At 60.7% G+C, this 22,581-nt stretch carries 18 protein-coding genes and 1 tRNA gene; 16 read left to right on the top strand and 3 right to left on the bottom strand.

Annotated features, from left to right (window positions below; genetic code table 11):
* The first annotated feature begins 60 nt into the window (after nucleotides 1-60).
* The 4 genes from rpsF (at nucleotide 61) to rplI (ending at nucleotide 1,851) form a co-directional block, all read left to right on the top strand.
* The gene (gene rpsF, locus BAD_RS07800; RefSeq protein ID WP_003810120.1) at nucleotides 61-348 is read left to right on the top strand and encodes a 30S ribosomal protein S6; all 288 of its coding nucleotides are present in this window, start codon (nucleotides 61-63) and stop codon (nucleotides 346-348) included.
* Nucleotides 349-390: 42 nt separating this feature from the next.
* Entirely contained in the window at nucleotides 391-1,050 is a 660-nt protein-coding gene (locus tag BAD_RS07795; RefSeq protein ID WP_003810116.1) for a single-stranded DNA-binding protein, read from the top strand.
* A gap of 86 nt (nucleotides 1,051-1,136) precedes the next feature.
* Nucleotides 1,137-1,385 (top strand): 30S ribosomal protein S18, encoded by a 249-nt coding sequence (rpsR, locus tag BAD_RS07790; protein WP_003810112.1) that lies wholly within the window; start codon nucleotides 1,137-1,139, stop codon nucleotides 1,383-1,385.
* A 19-nt stretch (nucleotides 1,386-1,404) separates the two neighbouring features.
* The gene (rplI, locus tag BAD_RS07785; protein ID WP_003810110.1) at nucleotides 1,405-1,851 is read left to right on the top strand and encodes a 50S ribosomal protein L9; all 447 of its coding nucleotides are present in this window, start codon (nucleotides 1,405-1,407) and stop codon (nucleotides 1,849-1,851) included.
* Nucleotides 1,852-1,991: 140 nt separating this feature from the next.
* On the opposite strand, the gene BAD_RS07780 is transcribed toward rplI, so the two are convergent.
* Nucleotides 1,992-5,072: a zinc ribbon domain-containing protein gene (locus tag BAD_RS07780; protein ID WP_041777425.1), complete on the bottom strand. Its 3,081-nt coding sequence runs from the start codon at nucleotides 5,070-5,072 to the stop codon at nucleotides 1,992-1,994.
* A 398-nt stretch (nucleotides 5,073-5,470) separates the two neighbouring features.
* Here BAD_RS07780 and BAD_RS07775 point away from each other — a divergent pair.
* The 3 genes from BAD_RS07775 (at nucleotide 5,471) to BAD_RS07765 (ending at nucleotide 7,542) form a co-directional block, all read left to right on the top strand.
* Nucleotides 5,471-5,544, top strand: a tRNA-Lys gene (locus BAD_RS07775).
* A 188-nt stretch (nucleotides 5,545-5,732) separates the two neighbouring features.
* Complete coding sequence (locus tag BAD_RS07770; RefSeq protein WP_003810106.1) at nucleotides 5,733-6,464, top strand: MIP/aquaporin family protein; 732 nt, start codon at nucleotides 5,733-5,735, stop codon at nucleotides 6,462-6,464.
* Between the two features lie 136 nt (nucleotides 6,465-6,600).
* Nucleotides 6,601-7,542: a DUF3152 domain-containing protein gene (locus BAD_RS07765; RefSeq protein WP_231837060.1), complete on the top strand. Its 942-nt coding sequence runs from the start codon at nucleotides 6,601-6,603 to the stop codon at nucleotides 7,540-7,542.
* A 95-nt stretch (nucleotides 7,543-7,637) separates the two neighbouring features.
* Here BAD_RS07765 and BAD_RS07760 read toward each other — a convergent pair whose 3' ends face one another.
* On the bottom strand, nucleotides 7,638-8,795 hold the full coding sequence (locus BAD_RS07760) for a glutamyl-Q tRNA(Asp) synthetase (RefSeq protein ID WP_041777424.1): 1,158 nt from the start codon (nucleotides 8,793-8,795) through the stop codon (nucleotides 7,638-7,640).
* A gap of 371 nt (nucleotides 8,796-9,166) precedes the next feature.
* Here BAD_RS07760 and BAD_RS07755 point away from each other — a divergent pair, with 371 nt between their 5' ends.
* From BAD_RS07755 to clpB, 9 genes are all read left to right on the top strand, one after another.
* Nucleotides 9,167-9,586, top strand: coding sequence for a hypothetical protein (locus BAD_RS07755; protein ID WP_011743759.1), 420 nt, complete (start codon nucleotides 9,167-9,169; stop codon nucleotides 9,584-9,586).
* A gap of 287 nt (nucleotides 9,587-9,873) precedes the next feature.
* Nucleotides 9,874-10,692, top strand: a complete 819-nt coding sequence (locus BAD_RS07750; RefSeq protein WP_011743758.1) for a YggS family pyridoxal phosphate-dependent enzyme — start codon at nucleotides 9,874-9,876, stop codon at nucleotides 10,690-10,692.
* Between the two features lie 298 nt (nucleotides 10,693-10,990).
* Nucleotides 10,991-12,256 carry a class C sortase gene (locus BAD_RS07745; protein WP_167524185.1) on the top strand — a complete coding sequence of 422 codons (1,266 nt, stop codon included), beginning with the start codon at nucleotides 10,991-10,993 and terminating at the stop codon, nucleotides 12,254-12,256.
* Between the two features lie 198 nt (nucleotides 12,257-12,454).
* Nucleotides 12,455-13,678, top strand: coding sequence for a VWA domain-containing protein (locus BAD_RS07740; RefSeq protein ID WP_113736333.1), 1,224 nt, complete (start codon nucleotides 12,455-12,457; stop codon nucleotides 13,676-13,678).
* A gap of 108 nt (nucleotides 13,679-13,786) precedes the next feature.
* The gene (locus BAD_RS07735; protein WP_143245389.1) at nucleotides 13,787-15,010 is read left to right on the top strand and encodes a DUF7604 domain-containing protein; all 1,224 of its coding nucleotides are present in this window, start codon (nucleotides 13,787-13,789) and stop codon (nucleotides 15,008-15,010) included.
* Nucleotides 15,011-15,172: 162 nt separating this feature from the next.
* Nucleotides 15,173-16,771 (top strand): isopeptide-forming domain-containing fimbrial protein, encoded by a 1,599-nt coding sequence (locus BAD_RS07730; RefSeq protein ID WP_011743754.1) that lies wholly within the window; start codon nucleotides 15,173-15,175, stop codon nucleotides 16,769-16,771.
* Nucleotides 16,772-17,024: 253 nt separating this feature from the next.
* A complete protein-coding gene (locus tag BAD_RS07725) occupies nucleotides 17,025-17,645 on the top strand; it encodes a hypothetical protein (RefSeq protein WP_011743753.1) in 621 nt (206 codons plus the stop codon).
* 95 nt (nucleotides 17,646-17,740) lie between these two features.
* Nucleotides 17,741-18,562: a fumarylacetoacetate hydrolase family protein gene (locus BAD_RS07720; protein ID WP_003810077.1), complete on the top strand. Its 822-nt coding sequence runs from the start codon at nucleotides 17,741-17,743 to the stop codon at nucleotides 18,560-18,562.
* Nucleotides 18,563-18,864: 302 nt separating this feature from the next.
* Nucleotides 18,865-21,582 (top strand): ATP-dependent chaperone ClpB, encoded by a 2,718-nt coding sequence (gene clpB / locus BAD_RS07715; RefSeq protein WP_011743752.1) that lies wholly within the window; start codon nucleotides 18,865-18,867, stop codon nucleotides 21,580-21,582.
* Between the two features lie 3 nt (nucleotides 21,583-21,585).
* On the opposite strand, the gene BAD_RS07710 is transcribed toward clpB, so the two are convergent.
* Complete coding sequence (locus BAD_RS07710; RefSeq protein ID WP_011743751.1) at nucleotides 21,586-22,521, bottom strand: hypothetical protein; 936 nt, start codon at nucleotides 22,519-22,521, stop codon at nucleotides 21,586-21,588.
* Nucleotides 22,522-22,581 lie beyond the last annotated feature (60 nt).

Genomic DNA, 22,581 nt, shown 5'->3' with positions numbered 1-22,581 from the left:
GCACGCATACACACTCCTGCCATGGAAGGTCCATGGCCGATAGTCCGAAGGAGGTGGGTGATGTCTGCGCATAAGTACGAACTGATGTTCATTGCTGATCCTGAGCTGGATGAGCGCGGTCTGAAGAAGCTGACCGAGCAGTATCTGGAAACTGTCACCAAGGAAGGCGGTGCCGTCGAGAACATCGACATCTGGGGCCGTCGCAAGCTTGCCTACGAAATCGCCGGCAAGACCGAAGGTAACTACGTCGTGGTCAACTACTCCGCTGAGCCGGCCACCAGCGACGAACTCGATCGTCTGCTGAACCTGAACGAATCCGTCATCCGTACGAAGATTCTTCGCAAGTAAGTAAACCAAGCTTTCTAAGCTGCAAAGTAAGTAGGTAACGACATGGCAGGTGAAACTGTAATCACCGTGGTGGGTAACCTCACGGCCGATCCGGAAATTCGTACCATTGGCAGCGGCGCCGCCGTTGCCAGCTTTACGATCGCCTCCACTCCGCGCACCTGGAACCGTAACTCGAACCAGTTCGAAGACGGTCAGGCCCTGTTCCTGCGCTGCTCCGCGTGGCGCGACATGGCCGAACATTGCGCGCAGAGTCTGTCCAAGGGCATGCGCGTCATCGCGCAAGGCCGTCTGCAGCAGCGTTCCTACCAGGCGCAGGACGGTTCCCAGCGAACCGTCATCGAGATGCAGGTCGACGAAATCGGCCCGTCCCTGCGCTACGCGACCGCCCAGGTGACCCGTCAAAGCTCGTCCGGCAACGGAGGCTTCAGCGGCAATCGCGGCGGCTACAACAACGCCAACAACAACGGTGGTTTCGGCGGCAACAACGGCGGATATCAGGGTGGCTCCAGCTATGCTGGCGGCGCCGGATATCAGGGTGGAGCCTCCGCTCCGGTCAACGCCGCTCCCGCACAGTCCGCTCCGGCCTCGGACCCGTGGTCAAGCTCGGATAACTCCGGCTCGTCCTTCGGTTCCTTCGGCGCGTCCCAGTCCTTCGGAGGTTCCTCCGAATTCGGCGGCGACAGCGACGAACCGGAATTCTGACGGACCGAACCCCGTCCGCAACATAGGCGAACAGCGAAACAAGCAGCTTAATCGCAGTATTTCCAGATTTTAAGGAGAACATCAAGATGTCACGCAAGAGGCCGCAGCCGCCGGTCAAGCCGTTTAAGAAGAAGCCGAATCCACTGAAGGCCGCCAAGGTCACCGAGATCGATTACAAGGACGTCGCCCTGCTGCGTAAGTTCATCTCCGATCGCGGCAAGATTCGTTCCCGTCGTATCACCGGTGTCACCGTGCAGGAGCAGCGCGAGATCTCCAAGGCTATCAAGAACGCCCGCGAGATGGCCCTGCTGCCGTACGCCACGTCCGGCCGCTGATCTTAGAGAGGTTTGAACAATGGCTGAAACTAAGGTTATTCTCACCAAGTCCGTCAATCACCTGGGTCACCCGGGTGACGTCGTGGCCGTCAAGTCCGGCTACGCCCGCAACTACCTGTTCCCGCAGGGCCTGGCCTTCGCTTGGTCCAAGGGTGCCGCCGCCCAGATCGAGGCCATGAAGCGCGCTCGTCTGGCCAAGGCCGTCGCCACCCGCGAAGAGGCTGTTGCCGCCAAGGAAATCATCGAGGGTTCCACCGTCGAAATTGCTGCCAAGGTCTCCGAGTCCGGCAAGCTGTTCGGCGGCATCTCCGCAGAGAAGATCGCCATCGCGCTCTCCTCCAAGGTTGAGGTCAACCCGAAGAACATCACCGTTGAGCCGATCAAGACCACCGGTGACTTCCCGGCAACCGTCGCCCTGCACCCGGAAATCACCGCCAACTTCTTCGTGAAGGTCGTCGCTGAGTGATTTCGCCCCATTCACCGCTCGACGTCCTTACGGACCGGCGGTGAATGACTTCAGGCTGAAACACGTCTGAGCTTAAGCATCGAAAATCCCCCGTACCGATTGGTGCGGGGGATTTTCCTATATCCGCTCTTTAGCCGGCATCAGTCCTCATCGTCAATCGTGACGCTGAGCTTGCCATCCCTGATGCTGAAGCTGCCGTTGACGGTGAAGTGGGTGCTGTCGTCCTGAGACTCCCACGAATCGTCGAAATTCTTCTCTTCATACGTGCACTTCGCCTTGCCCTGCCGGGTGGAGAACGTGCCGTAATCGAGATCGATGTCGGACAGTTTCGGATAGACGCTGATGGACCATGCGAAGTTGCGGTAGTAGTCCTCGTCGTACAGGTCGAAGCCGAACGGGCAGCCTTCCGGCGCGTAGTCGGTGGACTTCGCGCATTCGTCCAGCTTGGCGTTCACGGCCTTGCTCAAGTCCTCCTTAAGCTTGGCCGTAGGCATGATCTTGAGATCGGCGGCATCGGAGTCCGCGCTCGTGCGCACCATGGTGATGCCGCTGGTGACGTACCCTGACTTGCCGATCGACACCTTGTACGAACCCGGGTAGACGCGCAACGTCCACGTACTGCTGTCCGACTTCTCCGCATTCTTCGCGGTCACGTCAACACCGTTGACGGACAACGATTCCACGGCATTGGGCACCGACACGGTGATGGTCTTGAGCAGTGGGCTCGAGATCTTCCAATTCGGGAACAGCAGGAACTTCGACCCGTCCTTGTTGATGGTGAGCGAATCGTTGACGTTCTTGCCGTTCAGCGAATACGTCACGTTGACCTTGGCCACGCCTTCGACGGTTTTGACACTATCGATATGCGGGTTGGCGATCGTGGCGTTGTCGGCCTTCGCTACGGTGTCGGACAGCAGCTTGAGCTGGTCCTTGTCCACCTGCGGATCGGCGATGTCATTGGCTTTGTCATACTTGCCGTCGGCAATCGCCGTCAGATAGCTTTGCGCCACGGATTTCGCGCTGAAGACGGTCGAGTTGAGCACACCGTAGACAATGCCCAACACAATCAGGGAACCAATTACGATGCCGCTGATAAGGATCGTCTTCTTAGTTTTTGGGTCGAGCGGTTGACCTGCCCCCGGAGCTGCGACCGGCATAGAAGCCGCGCCTGCTGGCGATTGCGGCAGCGGCACCGCACCCGTTGCCGTGTTGCCCGTTGTCGTATTGGGCATGGACGTCGGGGCGACCGGTTGTGGAACGGCCTGTGAAACAGGCGTTGCGGTAGGAGCGGTGGGCGCGGGCATCGGCGCAGCCGGCGTCGCGGGCTGGGGGACCGATGCGGCCGGAGCTGCCGGAGTAGTTGGATTGGCCGGCTGTGCGGCAGCCGAAGCCGTCGGCATGGTCGCTGTTGCGGTCGTGCCGCTCGCCGTGGCAGAGGTCTTCTTCATGCCGTAGGACGGATCGCAGGACTTGACGTAATCGACCACGTTCTGCGGGGTCTGCTGCACGGTGCCACCGACGATGATCCGCCACATGCCCGGCAGGGACGCCACCATCGTCGGACCGAACGTCATCGCGGCCACCTCGATCAGGAACGCCCAGATGCCGGCGACGAGGAAATACCACATCGGGGTCGTCATCGACATGCTGGACGAGGCGTATCCCGCCGCGAAATAAGTGAACAGGAACTCCGCGGCCAGCCAGAACACCATCGCGGCCACCGGAGCCTTCCACGTATGCTGCCAGCCCGCGTAATACGGGTCGTACATATTGCGCGCGGTCTCACGCAGCGCGATATAGAACGTGGCAAGCAGGAACAGCACGAAGCAGATCCACAGAATCCAGCCATACTGGCTGAGGGAGGACACGTTGAACAACGTGATCGTATGGGCGCTGTAGCTGGACGTCGAGAAGGCGATGCCGCCGAACGAGGACAGCGAAATCAGCATAAGCGGCAGAGCCGGGAACAGCAGCGGAACCAGCAGCAGACCGCCTGCGCCGAGATGGTTCGCGGCGGACATGGCGATTGTTGCCACCAGGCCAAGCACCAGGAACAGCACGCCGTAGATCGCAAACGATTCGACCAGCGTGCGCACGAAGCCACGAGCGCGGTGCGCCCAACGCCAAGCGGCGGAGAAGACGTTACCCGAATCGCCCGCATACTGTGCCAACGCGTAGCCGGCCAGCGCACCGGCCGCCGACAGCAGGAACGCCATGCAGAACGTGCGGAAGGACACGCCGGAAAGCGACGCGGAAGCGGAATAGTCGCTGTAGGAACCACCCACCGTCACCGGGAAGATGGCGGCGAAGACCAGCAGCACCAGGCCGGACAGCACGCCGACGATCAGCGAGCTGATGACGCCCGTCCACTTGAAACGAAGCGCGAACCTGCGTGCCAGCATGTATGCGCCGAACGCGGCGCCGATCGCCAATGCCACACCGGGCAGTCCGACCGGCAGCGTCACGCTGACGTGCGAGGCGTCAATGCCGAGATTGCTCAGCGAGAAGCCCTGGGAGCTGGTTTTGAGATTCAGCGAACCGCCAACGCCGAGCGTCATCACGGTGAAGAGAATCTGGAAGAAATTCGGGCCGGAGCCGGACACACCGTTGTTGCCCAGGAAGGAGGCGGTGTCGGAAAAGCCCGGAATGCCGGCAAGCCCGTTGCTGGCCGCGGCATTGCCCATGAAGAAGACGATTGATGCGAGCAGTGCGAACACCACGCTCGCGCCGAGACCGATGCCGAGGCTGGCGCCCATGGTCTTCATGGACTGCGGTGTGGTCAGCGCGGTGATGGTGGGATCGGCCGCCGGACGGGCGATTTGCTGGGTCGGCTGGCTTGGCTGCGGCGCTGCTGCCGGCTGCGGGGCCGGGGATGGCGCGTATTGGAACTGCTGCGTCGGCGCGGCCTGTGGTGCCACCGGTTGCGTTGCCTGCGCCTGAGCGGTCGGCTGTGCTTGCGCCGCCGGTTGCGGTGTGGTGGGCTGCGGGACGGTGGTTTGCGGAGCTGCCGGTGCGGCGCTATTGGGCAGCGGGACGGCAGCGGTCGGCATCTGCGGGGCCGGTGCCATGTGCGGCGCGGAAGACAGCATGGTGCCGTCATCGGATTCCGGCGCGGCCGGCGCTTGCGGTGCCGCCGCGGTCGTTTGGGTGAGCGGTGAGCCGCACGAGGCGCAGAATTTAGCGCCTTCGATGGTCGGCTGACCGCAATTTGGGCATGCCATAGGTAAGCCTTTCTCCTTCTTGATGCGCGTTATATACTCCTGTGACGCGCCATGGTCCTTATTATAAAGGGCCTCTGGCGCGCCGACGGGCTCGACGATGATGCGTGCTATTCGGCTCGCCGCGGTGGAAATGTGTGATGGAAAAGTTCGTGCCGTTGACTGTCGGAGTGGTTGCATTGCGGCAGAATGTGAAGAAAATGTGATTACTTGGATTTTATGGCGCCATCGCGCCGCATTTTTCGTCGTATGACGCGATGTGCACCATAGATGGCGATTTGCTGAAAACGTTGGAAAATGGCGGTTTTATGATTGCGACACGCCGAGGGTTGCGTTCTTTCCGATTCTGAGTATATTTACTCCATGTGCTCAGCGAGAACAAAAACCTCGCCAAGACCAACGCCCCTTTAGCTCAGTTGGTTAGAGCAGCTGACTCTTAATCAGCGTGTCCAGGGTTCGAATCCCTGAGGGGGCACAGACAAGACCCAAGCCAATGACTTGGGTCTTTTTCGTATTTCGGACATGTGTCCACCCAAAGCCGCATTACTTCCTCCGTACGGAGTAAGGTAGTGCGCTGTTGTCCGCCCAGAGCGGAATCGCAATTCATCTCGAATCGCACGAATCGTAAGAATCGTTAGAGAAGAAGCAATAGAGGAAACTGCAGTGGAATACACACTCTTCACCAAGCTTGCCGCGGAATTCGTCGGCACCGCCGTGCTGATGGTCTTCGGCAACGGCGCTGTCGCCAACGCGGAACTGAAAAACACCAAGGGCTACCATGCCGGCTGGCTGAACATCGCCATGGGCTACGGCTTCGGCGTCATGTTCCCGGTCCTGATGTTCGGCGGCGTCTCCGGCGCCCACATCAACCCGGCCATGACCCTCGCGCAGGCCGTCAACGGCATGTTCCCGTGGAACGAGGTCCTGCCGTACATCATCGCCCAGCTGCTCGGCGCAGTGGCGGGCCAGCTCATCGTGTACGTCACCTACCTGCCGCACTACAAGGACACCGACGATGCCGAAGCCATCCTCGGCACCTTCTGCACCACCGACGCGCACAACGACCGCGTGAACTACTTCCTCAACGAGTTCTTCGGCACCTTCATGCTGGTGCTCGGCGCCCTGTGCTGCCTGTCCCTGCCGTGGGGCAAGGCGAACCCGGCCGCCGCGTCCATCGTCGTCGGCTTCATCGTGTGGGGCCTCGTGACCTCCATGGGCGGCCCGACCGGCCCTGGTCTGAACCCTGCCCGCGACCTCATGCCGCGCCTCCTGCACGCCATCCTGCCGATTCCGAACAAGGGCGATTCCCGCTGGGGCGAGGCCTGGATTCCGGTCGTGGCCCCGATCGCAGGCGCGATCGTCGGCGCGTTCCTGTTCAAGGTGCTGTTCGCCTGAGCATTACTTTGACGATTGCCGGCATTCGTCTGGCATGCTGGTAAGGCCCGTGATTCCCTCCGGAACCACGGGCCTTACGCATAGGTGGTATGCATGGCGGTCGGCGGCTTCGGCATGTTGACTGAGACTGGTACTGTTGCCGAAGAGAGAAACATCACCATATCGGGAGGCTGGATTGAAGCGGATTCGTCGTATCATACGTGCGCTCGATCCGAAAGCCGACGCCACAATGGGCCAACGGGAACGGCTTGAGGCGTTTCGCATCCGCAGGGCCGCCGTGCTGGTGCTCGTGCTGTTCCTGCTGATCGCATCGATGACGTCCTGCAGCGTGCACGCACTACTGGTCCGCATGACGCCGAACACGCAGACGACGGCACAAGCCACGCATTCGACGTCGGCCAAGAAGCCAGCCAAGAAAACAGCCAAAACCAATCAGCATAAGACGGCCAAAAAAACCAAACCGGAAACCAAACAATCGCAGGAAGAGCAGGCCGTCGCCAAAGCGGTGAGCGCGCAATCGGCGGCACTGGGCGACGACGAGAAAACCGCGATTCTGAACAAAGCGCAGGAAACCGCGCAAAACAGCGGCAAACCGGTAACGCAATACCATTACTGCATCGCAACCAAAGGAAACGTCGGTTCGGCCGACGAATTCGGCAACGCGGCGTTCCGCATCCTCAACGATGAACACGGATGGCCACGCGCCGGAGCCATATTCGACCAATCCACGGACGGCAACTGCGATTTCAATCTCGTGCTGTCCCAAGCATCGGAAATGACGTCGTTCTCGCCATCATGCTCGGTGGAATACAGCTGCAGGGTCGACAACAACGTGATCGTCAACGACGACCGTTGGAACGGCGGCACGCAACAATGGCTCGCCGCCGGCGGCAACCTGGCGCGATACCGCACGATGGTGATCAACCACGAGGTCGGACACCGGCTGGGGCACATCGACAACGAAACGACCTGCGCCGGCGAAGGCCAGTTGGCGCCGCTGATGCAGGAGCAATCCATGCATTTGGACGGCTGCAAGGTCAACGAATATCCGCTTGACTCGGAGCTGTGGATCGGCTGAACGTCGACTGCTTCCCGTTATTTTCTGCTGCTTTCTGCTGTTTCCCGGACTGACCGGGTCGTCTCGGCAATTCGGCGAGACCCGGCCAGCCGTTGTCACAGGCCGAAATACGCGTCGAAATCGTCTTGGCTGATACTGCGGTCGGCCGTATCGGCCCGTACCTTACCCCAATCGAACTCCTGCAACGCCTCGACGGCGCTCATCGGCTGCGGACTGGTATGCGCGGAATCGCCCTGCAAACCAAGCAGCCACGCACAATAGCCGACAACCTGTTCCGCGGTGACGCCATGCGCGCGCAGCGCCCCCATATCCAAAGAGCGCTCGCGTTTGGCGAGCCTGCGGCCGGCCGCGTTGTCGATAAGCGGCAGATGCGCGTACCGTGGGTTTTCGGGGTTATATGGGGTGTATTGCGATTGTGGTGCGTGCTGCGATGGTGCAGAGGCCTGCGTTTTCGCCTTGCGGAATCCCGCCTTGATAAGCGCTCGGCGAATGGCGATTTGCAAGGCGTTCGACCGGAGCAGGTCGCGGCCGCGCACGATGTCGTCGACGCCCATGTCAAGATCGTCCACGACCACCACCAGCTGGTAGGAGAACAGGCCGTCGGCGCGGCGCACGATGGTATCGCCGACGTCGTGCGCCAGATTGAATTCCTGATGGCCGAACACTGCGTCATCGAATTGGACGGTTGCGTGCGGGTTTGTGTCGGCGGGCATGGCGATGCGCAGCGAATGGCGGTCGCCGTTGGCCAGCCGCCGCCGGACGGTATCCGGATTGCTGGCGATAAGCCGGCGGCACGTGCCGGGATACACCATGAAACGGTCGCCTTCCTGCGGTGCGGAGGCTGCGCGGATGTCGGCGCGCGAGCAGAAGCAAGGGTAAATCAGCGGGGTTGTGCCAGCGATTGCGTTGTTGGCTGCGCTGCCGACTGCGGGGGTGTGGTCGTTGCGCTCGTCAAACGGCGAATCGTATGCGTCGTCAATCGTCAGGTTTTCCAAGCAATGCAGCGCCTCACGGTACAGGTCGTGCCGAGCGGATTGGAACACCGGATCGCCGTCCCAATCCAAGCCAAGCCAATGCAGATCGTCCATCATCAGTTCGGCCGCGCCGGGCACCACGCGCGGTTCGTCGATGTCTTCGATGCGCAGCAGCATGCCGTCGCCGCGGCTACGCGCGGACAGCCATGCGCCGAGCATCGCATAGATGTTGCCGATGTGCATGCGGCCTGATGGGGTGGGTGCGAAACGACCTGGCACGGGGTTCCTTCCTGTCGTTGGCGGGCGGTTCGGTGTTGCCGGTGCGGAGACCGGTCGCGCCGATGCTTGCAACTGTACCTGCATCGGCGGCCGGAACGGCGGGTTTCGTGGGACGCGATTGTGGAATGCGTTGCTGGACGTGCGGTGACGTGCCATGCCGAGGCTGCAGCGTGCTCCGGAAACGTGCTGTCGCTGTGAGGTATCTCACAGTGTGAGAAGGATATTTAGCGCATGGTGATACGGGCCGCGCGTTTCGTTTGGGGTGTGCGTAAGGTGATGTGCGTCATCCGGTATTCTGGGTGGTGATTTCGGCAATTCGGTCTATGCGTTATCGGTATGGCCGGTCAAAAGGGGATTTACAAGGGGCGAATATGACGAAGCGACAGTTCAGTAGAGCGGAAATCGAATACCTGCGTACATTGCCGTCGATCGACGCGGTGACGGACAGCAGAATCACGTATGCGAGGGAATTCCAAATCGACTGCATGAGGCGGTATCTGCAGGGGGAGAAGCCAACTGCGATCTTCATTTCCGCGGGATTGAGCCCATCGGTCATCGGGCACAAGCGCATCGAACGCAATATCGCACGCTGGAAGCGTGACGAGGACATCATGCGCAAGGCGGCCGAAGAGCCGGAACCGCATGATACGGCTGTGGACAGCCACAATGCGATGTCGGAAGTGCCGTTGGGCAAGATCCAATCGCTGGTATGCCAGGTGATGGTGTTGAGTGATCGCGTCGATAAATTGGAGCGTTTGGTGGAGGGACTACGCAAGGGGGATAAAATCTGAAAAAAAGTTTTCAGATTTATTGGTTTTTCCGGCGGTTCGCGCGCATTTATCTGATACATTAAATGTGCAGACGGAGTCTTTGAAGTCCCCCTTCTGCTGCCGTCTAGTTTTATAGCCCGCGCGAATTTATGACCGCTTTATCGCTTCACTTCAGGTCATCGCGCGGGCTTCTTTATACGTTGTCGGCGGTTTTCTGGTAACACTGATATCGAAATATCAGCCGACATGCCGGAAACGGTGGTGCCGGCCGCGGACCGGCGGTCGAATGAATTTGCGAGAGGTGGACGATGACTGCATACATGGATCACAAGAACCTCGCCAACGAGGTGATCGACGATGCGCGCGCACGTGAGATCACGGACGGCGTGCATCGTGTGCTCGACCGCATCGCGGCAGCTGAGGAACAAGCCGGACGCGAAGCCGGCTCCGTGCGCCTGCTGGCCGCCACGAAGACGCGCGACATCGGCGAAATCATGGCTGCGATTGATGCCGGCGTGCGCATGATCGGCGAGAACCGTCCGCAGGAAGTGACGGCGAAGGCCGAAGGGCTGGCACGGCGATGCGCGGAACGCGGGTTTTCGCTGGGCGTCGCAGGCGCCGCGCCGGATGCTGCGGCGGAGCATATTCCATTCCACCTGATCGGCCAGCTGCAAAGCAATAAAATCGGCAAAGTGCTGCCGGTGGTCGACACTATCGAATCGGTCGATTCAATCGATTTGGCAGAAAAAATTTCACGTAGAGCCGTGGCTCGCGGTATTACTGTCGGCGTGTTGCTGGAAGTCAACGAATCCGGCGAGGAATCGAAATCCGGTTGCGATCCGGCGCACGCCATCCGCATCGCGCAGAAAATCGGCACGTTGGACGGCATCGAATTGCAGGGACTGATGACGATCGGCGCGCATGTGCACGACGAAACGGTGATTCGCCGCGGTTTCTCGCACCTGCGCAAGACCCGCGACCTCATCCTCGCATCCGGCGAACCGGGCACGGACCGTTGCCGGGAACTGTCGATGGGCATGACCGGCGACATGGAACTGGCCATCGCCGAAGGTTCCACCATCGTGCGCGTCGGCACTGCGATTTTCGGTGAGCGTGCGTTCATCTGAGCGCTTTCTTTGACTTTTTCTGTTTTTTAAGGATTTGCGGGGCTCGTCCGCCTGGATTGCATTCGTCTGGCTTACATTCGTCTGACTTGCATTCCTCTGAAAAACGGCTTGTCTGAGCTGCGTTCCGCCGGTAGGTGGGGTGCTGCGCGGTTTGGTGCCAAAATTGCCGGTTTCGTGCCTGAAACCGTTGTCTTTCTAGGGGTAAGCCCTCCTATAGGGGGCAAGGGCTTTCGTATGGCGGGTGTGAACATGGGTGTGTTCGAAGGAGAAACCCATGTTTTGGTCTGCCTCTCGATTGATGAGTAAACCCGTCCGTCTGCTCGCCCGCAGGACGGATTCCTACGTGCATGCGCATGAGGTGCTGCGTTCGCCCATGCGGCTGTTCGGTGCCGTGGCGGGCGCCTCGGCTGATTCCTATGATGCCGGTGATGATAACGATGGCATCGGCAATGGCGCCGGAGTCGGATCTGATGCCGATGCAGCTGCCGACAGTGGTCATGCCGGAACTGTTGCGTTCGCTGGAACGTCTGCTGGAACGTTCGCTGGAACGCCGTCGTTTTACGAGGCGATTGACATTGCCGATGTGGTTCGCGCGCGCAGGCTGCGGCGGATTCGTTTCATATTGGTGCGGTGCGTGTCCGTGCTGCTGATTGTGGGCGCGGTGGTGGTCGCGTCGTTGCCGTTCGCCATGCATGCGCATTCCGCGCGGCGCTTGGCCGAGACATCCGATTCGGCGGCTCGCACGGTTGCCGGATGGCCGTATCCGATGGCGATGGAGGAGTTGGAACGGGCGCGCGCATACAATCGGCGGCTTGCCGTGGAAGGACAGCCGGTATTGGGCGAGGCGGCCGATCCGTTCACTACCAGACCGGCTGGCACTTCCGGAGATGCTGATACCGCCGACGATTCGGCACATTCCGGCGGTGCCGGGCTTTCCGCGGCGGACACGGACGCGAACTATCAGGGCCTGCTGGATTCCGGCGCAGGCATCATGGGCACGGTATTGGTGCCCAAAATCGGTGTGGAACTGCCGATTCGGCATGGTACGTCCGAACCGGTGCTCGCCGTCGGCGCAGGGCATCTGTACGGCACCAGCCTGCCGGTCGGCGGCACTGACTCGCATACGGTGGTCACCGGGCATCGCGGCCTGGTCAAATCGTTGATGTTCACACGGCTCGACGAACTGCACGACGGCGATTTCATGTACATCAAAGTGATGGACGAGACGCTGGGATACGAAGTGGACCGAATCAGCGTGATCGAACCGGACGACGTCTCACGGTTGAAAATCGTGCCCGGCGAAGACCGGCTGACGTTGATGACCTGCACGCCATACGGCATCAACACGCATCGGCTGCTAGTCTCCGGGCATCGCGTCGCAATACCGCTGCCCGCGCCAGATCCGGCCGACGTGCGCGACGAACGTGCGACCGAACTGGGCGCGCTCGCCATGACCATCGTTTGCACGATGGGCGGCATGCTGTTGTGCTGCATGGTCGTGCGGTCGATGCGGCCCCGACACCGAATCATGCGGCACGCTTTCGCCTGGCCGCGTAAAGGATAAGGGGGAAGGCCGCGATTTTCGCGGGTCCGTACGTTCCCCGAACCCATCAATGGAGGGGACGGGTTTCAAAACGTTCATCCATAAGGTTCAAGGCATGGAGGCGCATAGGCAATTCGCCGCAGCGCCATGAGAGATGGACATGTCATGAAGTGGATGAAGGACCCGCTTGCCGGCTTCATAAGCCGGTGTGGCGCGCGGATGGGAAAATTCACCGCATTGCTTGTCACGATTGCGATGCTGGCCGGCACCACGGGAGCCGGCGCGACCGCGTTCGCCGACGAAACGGTGACGGATGGCGGCAACGTGGCCGCCGAATCCGCAGCGAGCCAGCCGGAATCGACACAACAATCCGATGCTGAAAACGCAGTCGGATCGGACGTTGCCGACATTGCCGGGCAAGATGTTGCCGGACAGTCCGCAACGGACGATGACGACGCACAATGCCTTACGGACGACGGCGAATCGCATCAGCCATCGAACGAACAAGCGCAATCGCAACTGCAGTCGCAATCGCAACCGGAACAACCGTCGGAGACGATGCCGGAACAGCGGCAGCCGTGCGATAAGACGGAACAGCCGAATGAGCAGAAGGAGCAGGAACGGCAGGCGGTTAGGCAGCCGACGGCTGAGAACGCTGACGTACCTGCAAATGGTGCTGCACCGGCTCAAGACGGCGATCGAAACGACCATGCCGGCGAAAATCGCACGGATGCTGTGGCGAATGGCGATGCGGGCGCGACAGCCGATGACGGCAAAACCGGCGATGCGGACGATGCTGACAACGATGGCAACACTGCTGAAGATGCCGACGATGCCGACAAGAACGGTAAGAATGACGCCGACAAGGATGCCGCGTCGGCTCAAAACGGCAACGATAACGACAAGAATGATGCTGCCAAAGACGATACCGACGCCGACGAACACATCATGCGCGATCGCTTCACCTTCAATCGCAAAACCGTGATGCGTGCCGCGCGTAACGTCGCCGTGCCGCAGCCGGACCACACGAAAAGCATCACATACAACAACGGCGGCAAATACACGCTGAACCTCAACGTGGTGGGCAAGGATACCCGCGAAAGCCATGAGACCACGGAGAAAATCGAAGTGGTGCTCGTACTGGACACGTCCGGATCGATGAACTACTGCATGGACGGAAGCCAAAGAAGATGCAACAAATCGAATCCGAAGCGGTTGACGGCGCTGAAAGAAGCGGCGACCAGCTTCATCGACGCCACCGAGACCACCAACGACACCATCCAGGACGAAAACAGCAAAGTGCGAATCGCCATCGCTCAATTCGGGCAGACATCCGGCGTGGTGAGTTCCCTGACCAGCGATACCGCCGCTCTGAAATCATCGGTGAGCAGGCTGTCCGCCAATGGCGCGACCCCTGCGGACAAAGGCATGGCCGCCGCGTAGACGGCATTGCTGCGGGCAAGGCCAGGCGCGAAGAAAATCGTCATTTTCTTCGCGGACGGTGTGCCGACCACGCAAAACACTTTTAGCACGAGAGTCGCCAATGACGCCGTGACAACCGCGCTCGCCATGAAATCGGCCGGCACGCTCATCTACAGCATCGGCATCTTCGAAGGCGCCAATCCGGAGCAGCAATCGTTCGGTAACAGGGAGAACGACCAAGCCAACCAGTTCATGCACGCCGTATCCAGCAACTATCCGAACGCCACCGCGTACGACAAAGCCAATTGGGTTACGGGCGGCAACCTCGGCTACTACAAGGCCACCAACAGCGCTGACGACCTGACGAAGATCTTCGACGACATTCAGAAGGAAATCACCACGGGAAGCGCCTACAGCGGCGTCTCGATCGTCGACGAGCTGTCCGAATACGCGCAGGTCGATGGCGTTGTCTGGAACATGGCCAGCATGCGGAACTTCGGCGGAGCGACCTACTGCCGGGTGACCGGCGGCGTGACGCTCAACGTGACGAATCTGCCTTCGGGGGCTACGCCTCCAGTGCTGGAACGTGATTACACATTGTGGTACAGCGACGCCGGCAACGGCAAGATCCGCGTCGAATTCGCCGGCGATTACGAGCTGCTGCACAACGCGACCTACACGCTCTCGTACGGCATAGTGCCAACCGACAGCGCCTACGCGCGGGTCAATACGGTCGACGGCGGCATCAACTACGACGCGACCGGCGACGCGGGCACCGGCACGACTTCCGCAGGAAAGCCGGGCTTCCGATCGAACGCGTCGGCGCAGGTCTGTTACACCTTCGACAAGCAGTCCGCCTGCGCGGCCTACCAGCATCCCGTATTGCAGGTGCCGTCCGCCAACGTGGTCGTGACGAAACATTGGGAAGGCGGAATGCCGGCGAGTGGAACCACATTGCGCATCGATTTCATGCAGGGCGGCGCATCGAAGCTGGGCAAAGACCTTTCCGAAGATGACGAGCTGCCTACCGGCGAATGGCAGTACACATTCCGTGGCGTGATGGCAGGCGACTACACCGTCACGGAAGGCAACATCGCCGGCTATCACGCGAAAGGCAACGTCACCTCAGTGCCGATCAGCATCACCAGAGCCGACATGTGGAGCGCGTTCGACAAGGGACAGACCGCCACCTACGAAGCCTCGTTCACCAACGTGAAAGAGACGGTGGCCGTGCTGCCGCTATCCGGCGCATCGGAAGGACGGACCTGGCTGGTCGTGGCCGGCGTCACGGCACTGGTGCTGCTGCTTGCGGGCATCGTCGGACTGGCTTTGATCGGGCGCGGACGGCCGTGACGGAACTGCCGGACGGCAATCGCAATTCTCTGATCGCAATCCGGCAATCGCAATTTTTCAATCACAACTAAAGAACAACACAATATACGAAACTTCCCATAAAACCAACCAATCGGCTGCGGTAACAAGGCCGACCAAACCAAGGAAGAGAGGTCTCTCATCATGAAGACGAGAAGGCTTTGTGCAGTAATCGCCGCGGCGGCAACGTTGCTGGGCGGTATGGCGTTCGGCACCGCCGGAGCGTATGCGGCCGGCAGCGCATCGATCGAAGTGCGGCATTCGCAGAAGGGGCACACTTACTCCGCGTACAAGTTCGCCTCGCTGACGGTGGACGGCGACGCCGTGCAGGTCGACACCGACGCCGATTGGGTGACTGCGGTGACCGACGCGGTGGCCGCCGCCAACAACAACATGGACCCCGTTGTCAGCATGCCCTCCGAATATGACAGCAATCCGGCCGCGTTCGCCGCAACCAAGACCGGCGATAACGACGCCGCCTGGTTCCGCACATTCGCGGCCTCGTTGGCGGTTGGCGATGGCGTCGTTGCCGACAAAACCGTTGCAGGCAACGGCGGTACGGCTGCCATCGGTTCGCTTGAAGAAGGCTGGTATCTCATCACCGATGTGGACAAGGACGGCGGTCGGGGAACCAATGCCATCGTCGCCACCACGCTGAACGGCGTGGCCGCCACATTCAAAGTGAAGGGCGATCCGGCAACCGGCCAGGGCAAGATCAACGCTGTCGGCATGTTTGTGGCCAAGAACGAGAACGAGCCCGACCAGCCGGGCAAGACGGCCGATACGATTACCACCACTGAAGGCGTGAGCATTGGGCAGACCGTCGCCTACACCATCACGCTGGATATTCCGAACGCGGCCGAAGGCTACGACAAGTATCCGTACTTCGTGAAGGACGTGGCATCCAAGGGCCTGACGGTCAACAAGGACTTCAAGGCCGTTGTTCGAGCCGCGGATGGCACGGAAACGAATATGCCGTTCACCTACGTGACCGTTCCGACCGTTGGAGCCGACGGCAAGACCACCACCGTGCTGGGATTCGACTTGGCCAACAAGAGCGGCCAGCTGGTCATCACCTACACCGCCGTGGTCGACAAGGACATCATCGACATGGGCAACAAGGTTACCAACAAGGCGGCCGTGTCCCGTGACACCGAGGTGTGGAACACGCCGGTCGAATTCGACTCCTATACCGGGGGCTTCTCCTTCCACAAGTACGGTGTCGGAAGCGATGCCAATGGTCTCGCAGGAGCGAAGTTCCACGTGTTCGAGGGAACCGAGGTTTCGCAGACCCCGCTCAAGTTCATCAAGATTGTGGATGGCGAATACCGCCTTGCCGAAGCGAACGAGAACGGCGCTGTCGCGGATGTGGAAACCACCACCGGCGACGTGAAAATCATGGGCTTGAAGTCCGGCAAGTACACGCTGAAGGAAACCGGATTCGCGAGCGGCTATGCGAAGAACTTTGTGCCGATCTTCACCGTCGAACTAGCTGTGAACCAGGAAACCGGCAAGTCGACCTTCAAGCTGGTCGGCGCCAACAACCTCGGTCTGGCAAGCAGGCTTGACGAGGGCATGTCCGACAAGGCAATCCAGGTCAAGAACGTGAAGAACGTCACGCAGCTGCCGCTCACCGGCGCAATGGGCACCGCGTTGTTCACCATCGCGGCCCTGGTAATGGCCGGAGCCGGACTGGCGCTCGTGCTGCGCTTCCGCGAATCCGATACGCCGATGGCGGTCTGAGCGGGCCAGCAGACAGGCAACGGGGCTTGTTCGGGCGGGTGAGTCGTTGAGCGATCAACGGTTCACCCGCTTTTGTTGTGACGAATACGGGTGATTTAGGGTTTAGTGCCGCCTGAAATGGTTGGAAAAACGCCATTCGTACCGGTATGATGGAACACGAAGCGAACAACGAATCGGATTGCGGCCTTGCATCGCAAACACGTATCGCAAGCACGTATCGCAAACCGAATCGCAAGCCGAACAGGGGAATGGCATGACGGAGGCCATTCGACTGCCGTGCGGTGGAAGGGAGCCGCCGCACGCCAAGCCGAAAGGGAACATCATGTGCAACGGTGGGGGAGCGTTCAGTCCGGAAGAAGTCGAATATCTGCGCTCGCTGCCGGTGGTGGCCGAAGCGACGTCGCGACGCATCACCTACACGGAATCGTTCAAACACAACTGCATGCGCCGGTACCATGCGGGCGAATCGCCGGTCGAACTGTTCCGCGAAGCCGGACTCGACCCATCGCTGATCGGCTATAAGCGCATCGAACGTTGTTTCGCGCGCTGGCGCAAGATTGCCTGCCGTATGGGCACGGACCGGCTGGTATCGGTTGATGGGAATGGTGGAGTGGTGCCATCGGCGTCGGCGGATGTGGCGCCGTCGGCGGAATCTGCGGAGGTTGCTCGATCTGCGGTATCGCAGCCGGTGCAGCCAACGCAAACGACGGAAACGCAAAGCAATGCGACGCTGCCCGCGCCGCGCAACGCAGCCGAAGTCCCGATTCTGTCGGGAGGTGACGTGCGCGACCTGCTCATCGCCCAGCAGGTGCGCCGCATCGACGAGCTGGAACGCGAGGTGGCGGCGTTGCGGGCGGAACTGCATCGCAAATAATCGCAAAAATCGTAAAAAATGCGAGCAATCGGCATCGTCCGCAAAGCGACGCATGTCGAGAACGGCGGGCGTGGCGAGCGGGTAGACTTGCGGGTATGAGAATCGCACGTTTTACGCATAATGATGTACCGCAGTACGCCTTCGTTCAGACCGACAAGAACGACGGCAAGGACTATCTTGTGGCCTTGAACGGCTATCCGCTGTCCGGCCAGGCCGTCGAGCCGACCGGCGAGCGCTATCCGGTGGATGGTGACGGCATTCGTCTGCTGGCTCCGGTGATTCCGTCGAAGGTGTACGGTTTGGCGAAGAATTATGAGGCGCATGCGCAGTTCATGCATGAGGCCGGTCATTCCGATATCAAGCATGCGCCGGAGGATATGGTGATTTTCACCAAGCCGAGCACGTCGGTGATTGGTCCGGATGATCCGATTGTGATTCCGCTGTGTTCGAATGATATGAATTTCGAGCCGGAGTTGGCTGTGGTGATGGGTCGTATCGCCAAGAATGTGCCGGTGGAGCAGGCCATGGATTATGTGCTGGGTTTCACGTGCGTGAATGATGTGACGTTGCGTGATCTGCAGGGCCTTGATCCGACGTGGACGCGTGCGAAGGGTTTTGATACGGCGTGCCCGTTGGGTCCGTGGATTGTGACGCGTGACGATGTGGATTGGAAGGATGCGAAGATTTCCTTCACGCTCAACGGTGAGGATGTGCCGATGGCGTCGGGTACCACGGCGAATCTGATTCACGGCATTCCTGAGCAGATCGCGGCGATTACGAGTTTCACCACGCTGCTGCCGGGCGATGTGATTATGACGGGTACGCCGAACGCGTCGGGTCATCTGGATCCGGGTGACGAGGCGATCGTGCACGTCGAGGGCATCGGCGATCTGCGCAACGTGGTGGTGCGCGGCTGATTTTCGGCTTGCTGGCGGACTTTGGATTAGGCGGGTTTGCAACGTTTCGTGATTTCGTTACGTTGCTGCCCGCCTTTTTCGTATGTATTGCGATTGCCGGTGAGCGCTGGTGATTGTCGGTGACTGCCGTCCTGTGTCGAAAGACGGTTTTGAGAAACGCAAAAAGTTGAGCGTGTGGGACTCAAGTTTTGGGAATATAATGGCGATGAAGTCGGTTGAGCATATCAGACAACGACATATGCGTCCGAACGCCGGCCCGGTAGCGAAGGCCGGGCGGCCGGGCGCGAACCATGGAGGATGATATGGAACAGAAGTTCACGCAGATGGCGCAGGAAGCGCTTTCGGACGCCGTTCAGAACGCGGCGGCGCTGGGCAATCCGCAGGTAGACACCCTGCACCTGCTGGACGCGATGCTGCGTCAGGAAAACAGCATGGCCCGCGCGCTCATCGAAGCGGCAGGCGGCAACGCGCAAAACGTGAGCGCCGAAGTGCATCAGGCGATGCAATCGCTGCCGAGCGCCAGCGGATCGACCACAACGCAGCCGGACGTCAGCAGGCAGCTGTCGGCGGTGCTATCGCAAGCCGAAAAAGAAATGCAACGGAGGGGAGACGAGTACGTCACCGTCGACCTCATGCTGGTCGCAATCGCGGCCGCGAAACCTAATCAAAGCGCGGACATCTTGGAAAAGAACGGTCTTACCGCGGATAAGCTGCGTAACGCCCTGACCGCCGCGCGCGGCAGCGACCGCAAGGTGACCAGCGCCGACGCGGAAGGCTCGTATAAAGCTTTGGAGAAGTACTCCACCGATTTGACGGCCGCCGCGAAGGAAGGCAAGCTCGACCCGGTGATCGGCCGCGACCAGGAAATCCGCCGCGTCATCCAGATCCTGTCCCGCCGTACCAAGAACAATCCTGTGCTGATCGGCGAGCCTGGCGTCGGCAAAACCGCCGTCGTCGAAGGCCTGGCGCAGCGCATCGTCGCCGGCGACGTGCCGACCACCCTGCAGAACAAGAAGCTTATCTCGCTTGACCTGGGCTCCATGGTGGCTGGTTCCAAGTACCGTGGCGAATTCGAGGAACGTCTGAAGAGCGTGCTTGAGGAGATCAAGAAGGCCGACGGGCAGATCATCACCTTCATCGACGAGATCCACACCATCGTCGGCGCGGGCGCGGCCGAAGGCTCCATGGACGCGGGCAATATGCTCAAGCCCATGCTGGCCCGTGGCGAACTGCGCCTGATCGGCGCCACCACACTGGACGAATACCGTGAGAACATCGAAAAGGATCCGGCGCTCGAACGTCGTTTCCAGCAGGTGTTCGTCGGCGAGCCGAGCGTGGAGGACACCGTCGCCATCCTGCGCGGCATCGCGCCGAAGTATGAGGCCCACCACAAGGTGACCATCGGCGACGACGCGCTGGTCGCGGCGGCAACCCTGTCGAACCGCTACATTTCCGGACGCCAGCTGCCGGACAAGGCCATCGATCTGGTGGACGAGGCCGCAGCGCACCTGCGCATGGAACTCGACTCCTCGCCTGAGGAAATCGACGAACTGCGCCGCCAGGTGGACCGTCTCAAGATGGAGAAGTCGTACCTGCTGGGCAATCCGAAGAACGACAAGGCCACGGAAAAGGCCGAAGCGGAACTGGACGACAGCGCCAAGGACCGTCTCGCCGATTTGAACCAGGAAATCGCCGACAAAAGCGAAAAGCTCAACGGGCTGAAAGCGCGTTGGGACGCCGAAAAGAACGGCCACAACCGTATCGGCGACCTGCGCAAGAAGCTCGACGAGCTGCGTACGCAAGCCGAAAAGTACGAGCGCGAAGGCGACCTGGCGAAATCGTCAGCCATCAACTACGGCGAAATCCCGGCCATCCAGAAGGAAATCGCCCAAGCCGAGAAGAACGAGGCGGAATCGGGCGGAGCCGACAATGCCAACGCCGACGTGCCGATGGTCCCCGACCGCGTCGACGCCGACTCCATCGCCGAAATCGTCTCCGACTGGACCGGCATCCCCGTGGGCCGTCTTATGCAGGGCGAAAACGAGAAGCTCCTGCACATGGAGGAGTACCTCGGCAAGCGTGTGATCGGCCAGAAGGAAGCCATCCAAGCGGTTTCCGACGCCGTGCGTCGCTCGCGTGCCGGCATCTCCGACCCGAACCGTCCGACCGGATCGTTCCTGTTCCTCGGCCCCACCGGCGTGGGCAAGACCGAACTGGCCAAGGCGCTCGCCGACTTCCTATTCGATGACGAGAAGGCCATGGTGCGCATCGACATGAGCGAATACATGGAGAAGGCCTCCGTGTCCCGCCTGATCGGCGCCGCGCCGGGCTACATCGGCTACGAAGAGGGTGGCCAGCTTACCGAAGCCGTGCGTCGCCGTCCGTATTCGGTGGTGCTGTTCGACGAGGTGGAGAAGGCCAATCCGGAAGTCTTCGACGTGCTGCTGCAGGTGCTTGACGACGGTCGCCTGACCGACGGCCAGGGCAGGACCGTGGACTTCAAGAACACGATTCTGATCATGACCTCCAACCTGGGCTCGCAGTTCCTCGTCAATCCCGACATGGACGCGGACGCCAAGAAGAAGGCCGTGATGGACGCCGTGCACATGCAGTTCAAGCCGGAATTCATCAACCGTCTGGACGAACTGGTCATGTTCCACCCGCTGACCCGCGAGGAGCTCGGCGGCATCGTGGACATTCAGGTCGCGCAGGTGTCCGCACGTCTGACCGACCGCCGCATCACGCTCGACGTGACCGATTCGGCGCGCGAATGGCTTGCCAACACCGGTTACGATCCGGCGTACGGCGCACGTCCGCTGCGTCGCCTGGTGCAGACCGAAGTCGGCGACCAGCTTGCCCGCATGCTGCTGGCCGGCGAAGTGCACGACGGCGACACCGTGCTGGTGGACCAGACCGGCGGCGACCACCTGGAGCTGTCCGCGTGGGCCGCGGACCAGCTGGAGGATATGGGCGAGGGGAAGACGGACGATTCCGCCGACGTCCCGAACCCGGCTGAGTGACGATTATCGATTGGTTACCTGTCGGTCGTAAGCCTGCAATACCAGGCCTGCGACCGACAGCACGGTCGAACCGAGCAGTATGGCGATCGCCAGCTTCGGTTGCATGCCGAACGCCAGCCACAACGCGCACGTCCACACCGCGACCACCATCGTCACCGACGTGGTGATCTGCAGCACACGTGCGCGGATCTCATGACCTACCACAGCGCGGAAGAGCAATTCTTCCGCGCTTTTTTCTTGCGTTGGCTCAGGGGATTTCGCTTGAGATCGCGCCGATTCTGTTGATTCTGTTGACTGTGCCGATTGCGCCTTTTCTGTTTCTGCCGTCTGCTGCGCGGTCATCGCGTGTTGCCGGACAAGCGTGCCAGCCAGCGAAAGCGTCGCGACCACGCCGACGAACGCGAAATACGGATCGCGCGAGCCGGCCGGGAAAATCCACGACACCACGCACAGCAGCAGGCTGTACGCGTAAACAATCGCCATGCCAAGCGAAACCAGCGAATCGCCGTTCGGACGTCGCCGCTGCAATGCGGGCAGGCCGCGGTGGTGAATCGGCGCCGCGCAATAGAACATGACCGGCGTGATGACGATGGCGTGCGGCCACGGATTCGTCAGCCAGCCCGGCATGGCGATTTTGGCCAGCGCCAGTAATGTGATGACGAACGTTGGAATGGTCAGGATAAGCGCGATGACGAGGCGCTTGCCGAGGTGGTCGGTGGGTTGTCCGTCGATGTCGGATGTCGATTCGCCGTCTGCCGTCACTTTGCCGTCTATCGTCACTCCACCGTCGGTTGTGTGGGATGGGTCGGCAAATCCGCCGTCCGTCCGCAGCGGAATCGCCTGGCGTGCGTCCGAGCTTGGAAACAGCCGCAACAACGCCCAGGTGGCGATGGATGCGGCCACAATCGACACGGCCGCCAAAAACAGATCGAATCCCATAATGTCCCTTCGTGTTGGGCTGATGCATTTCGCGTTCGGCTGATTTCAGCATAGTGCACG

This window comes from Bifidobacterium adolescentis ATCC 15703, from assembly GCF_000010425.1.
GTDB classification, from domain to species: Bacteria; Actinomycetota; Actinomycetes; order Actinomycetales; family Bifidobacteriaceae; genus Bifidobacterium; species Bifidobacterium adolescentis.
The sequence above is the reverse complement of the archived record's forward strand: the minus strand, read 5'-3'. Positions and strand labels throughout refer to the sequence as shown.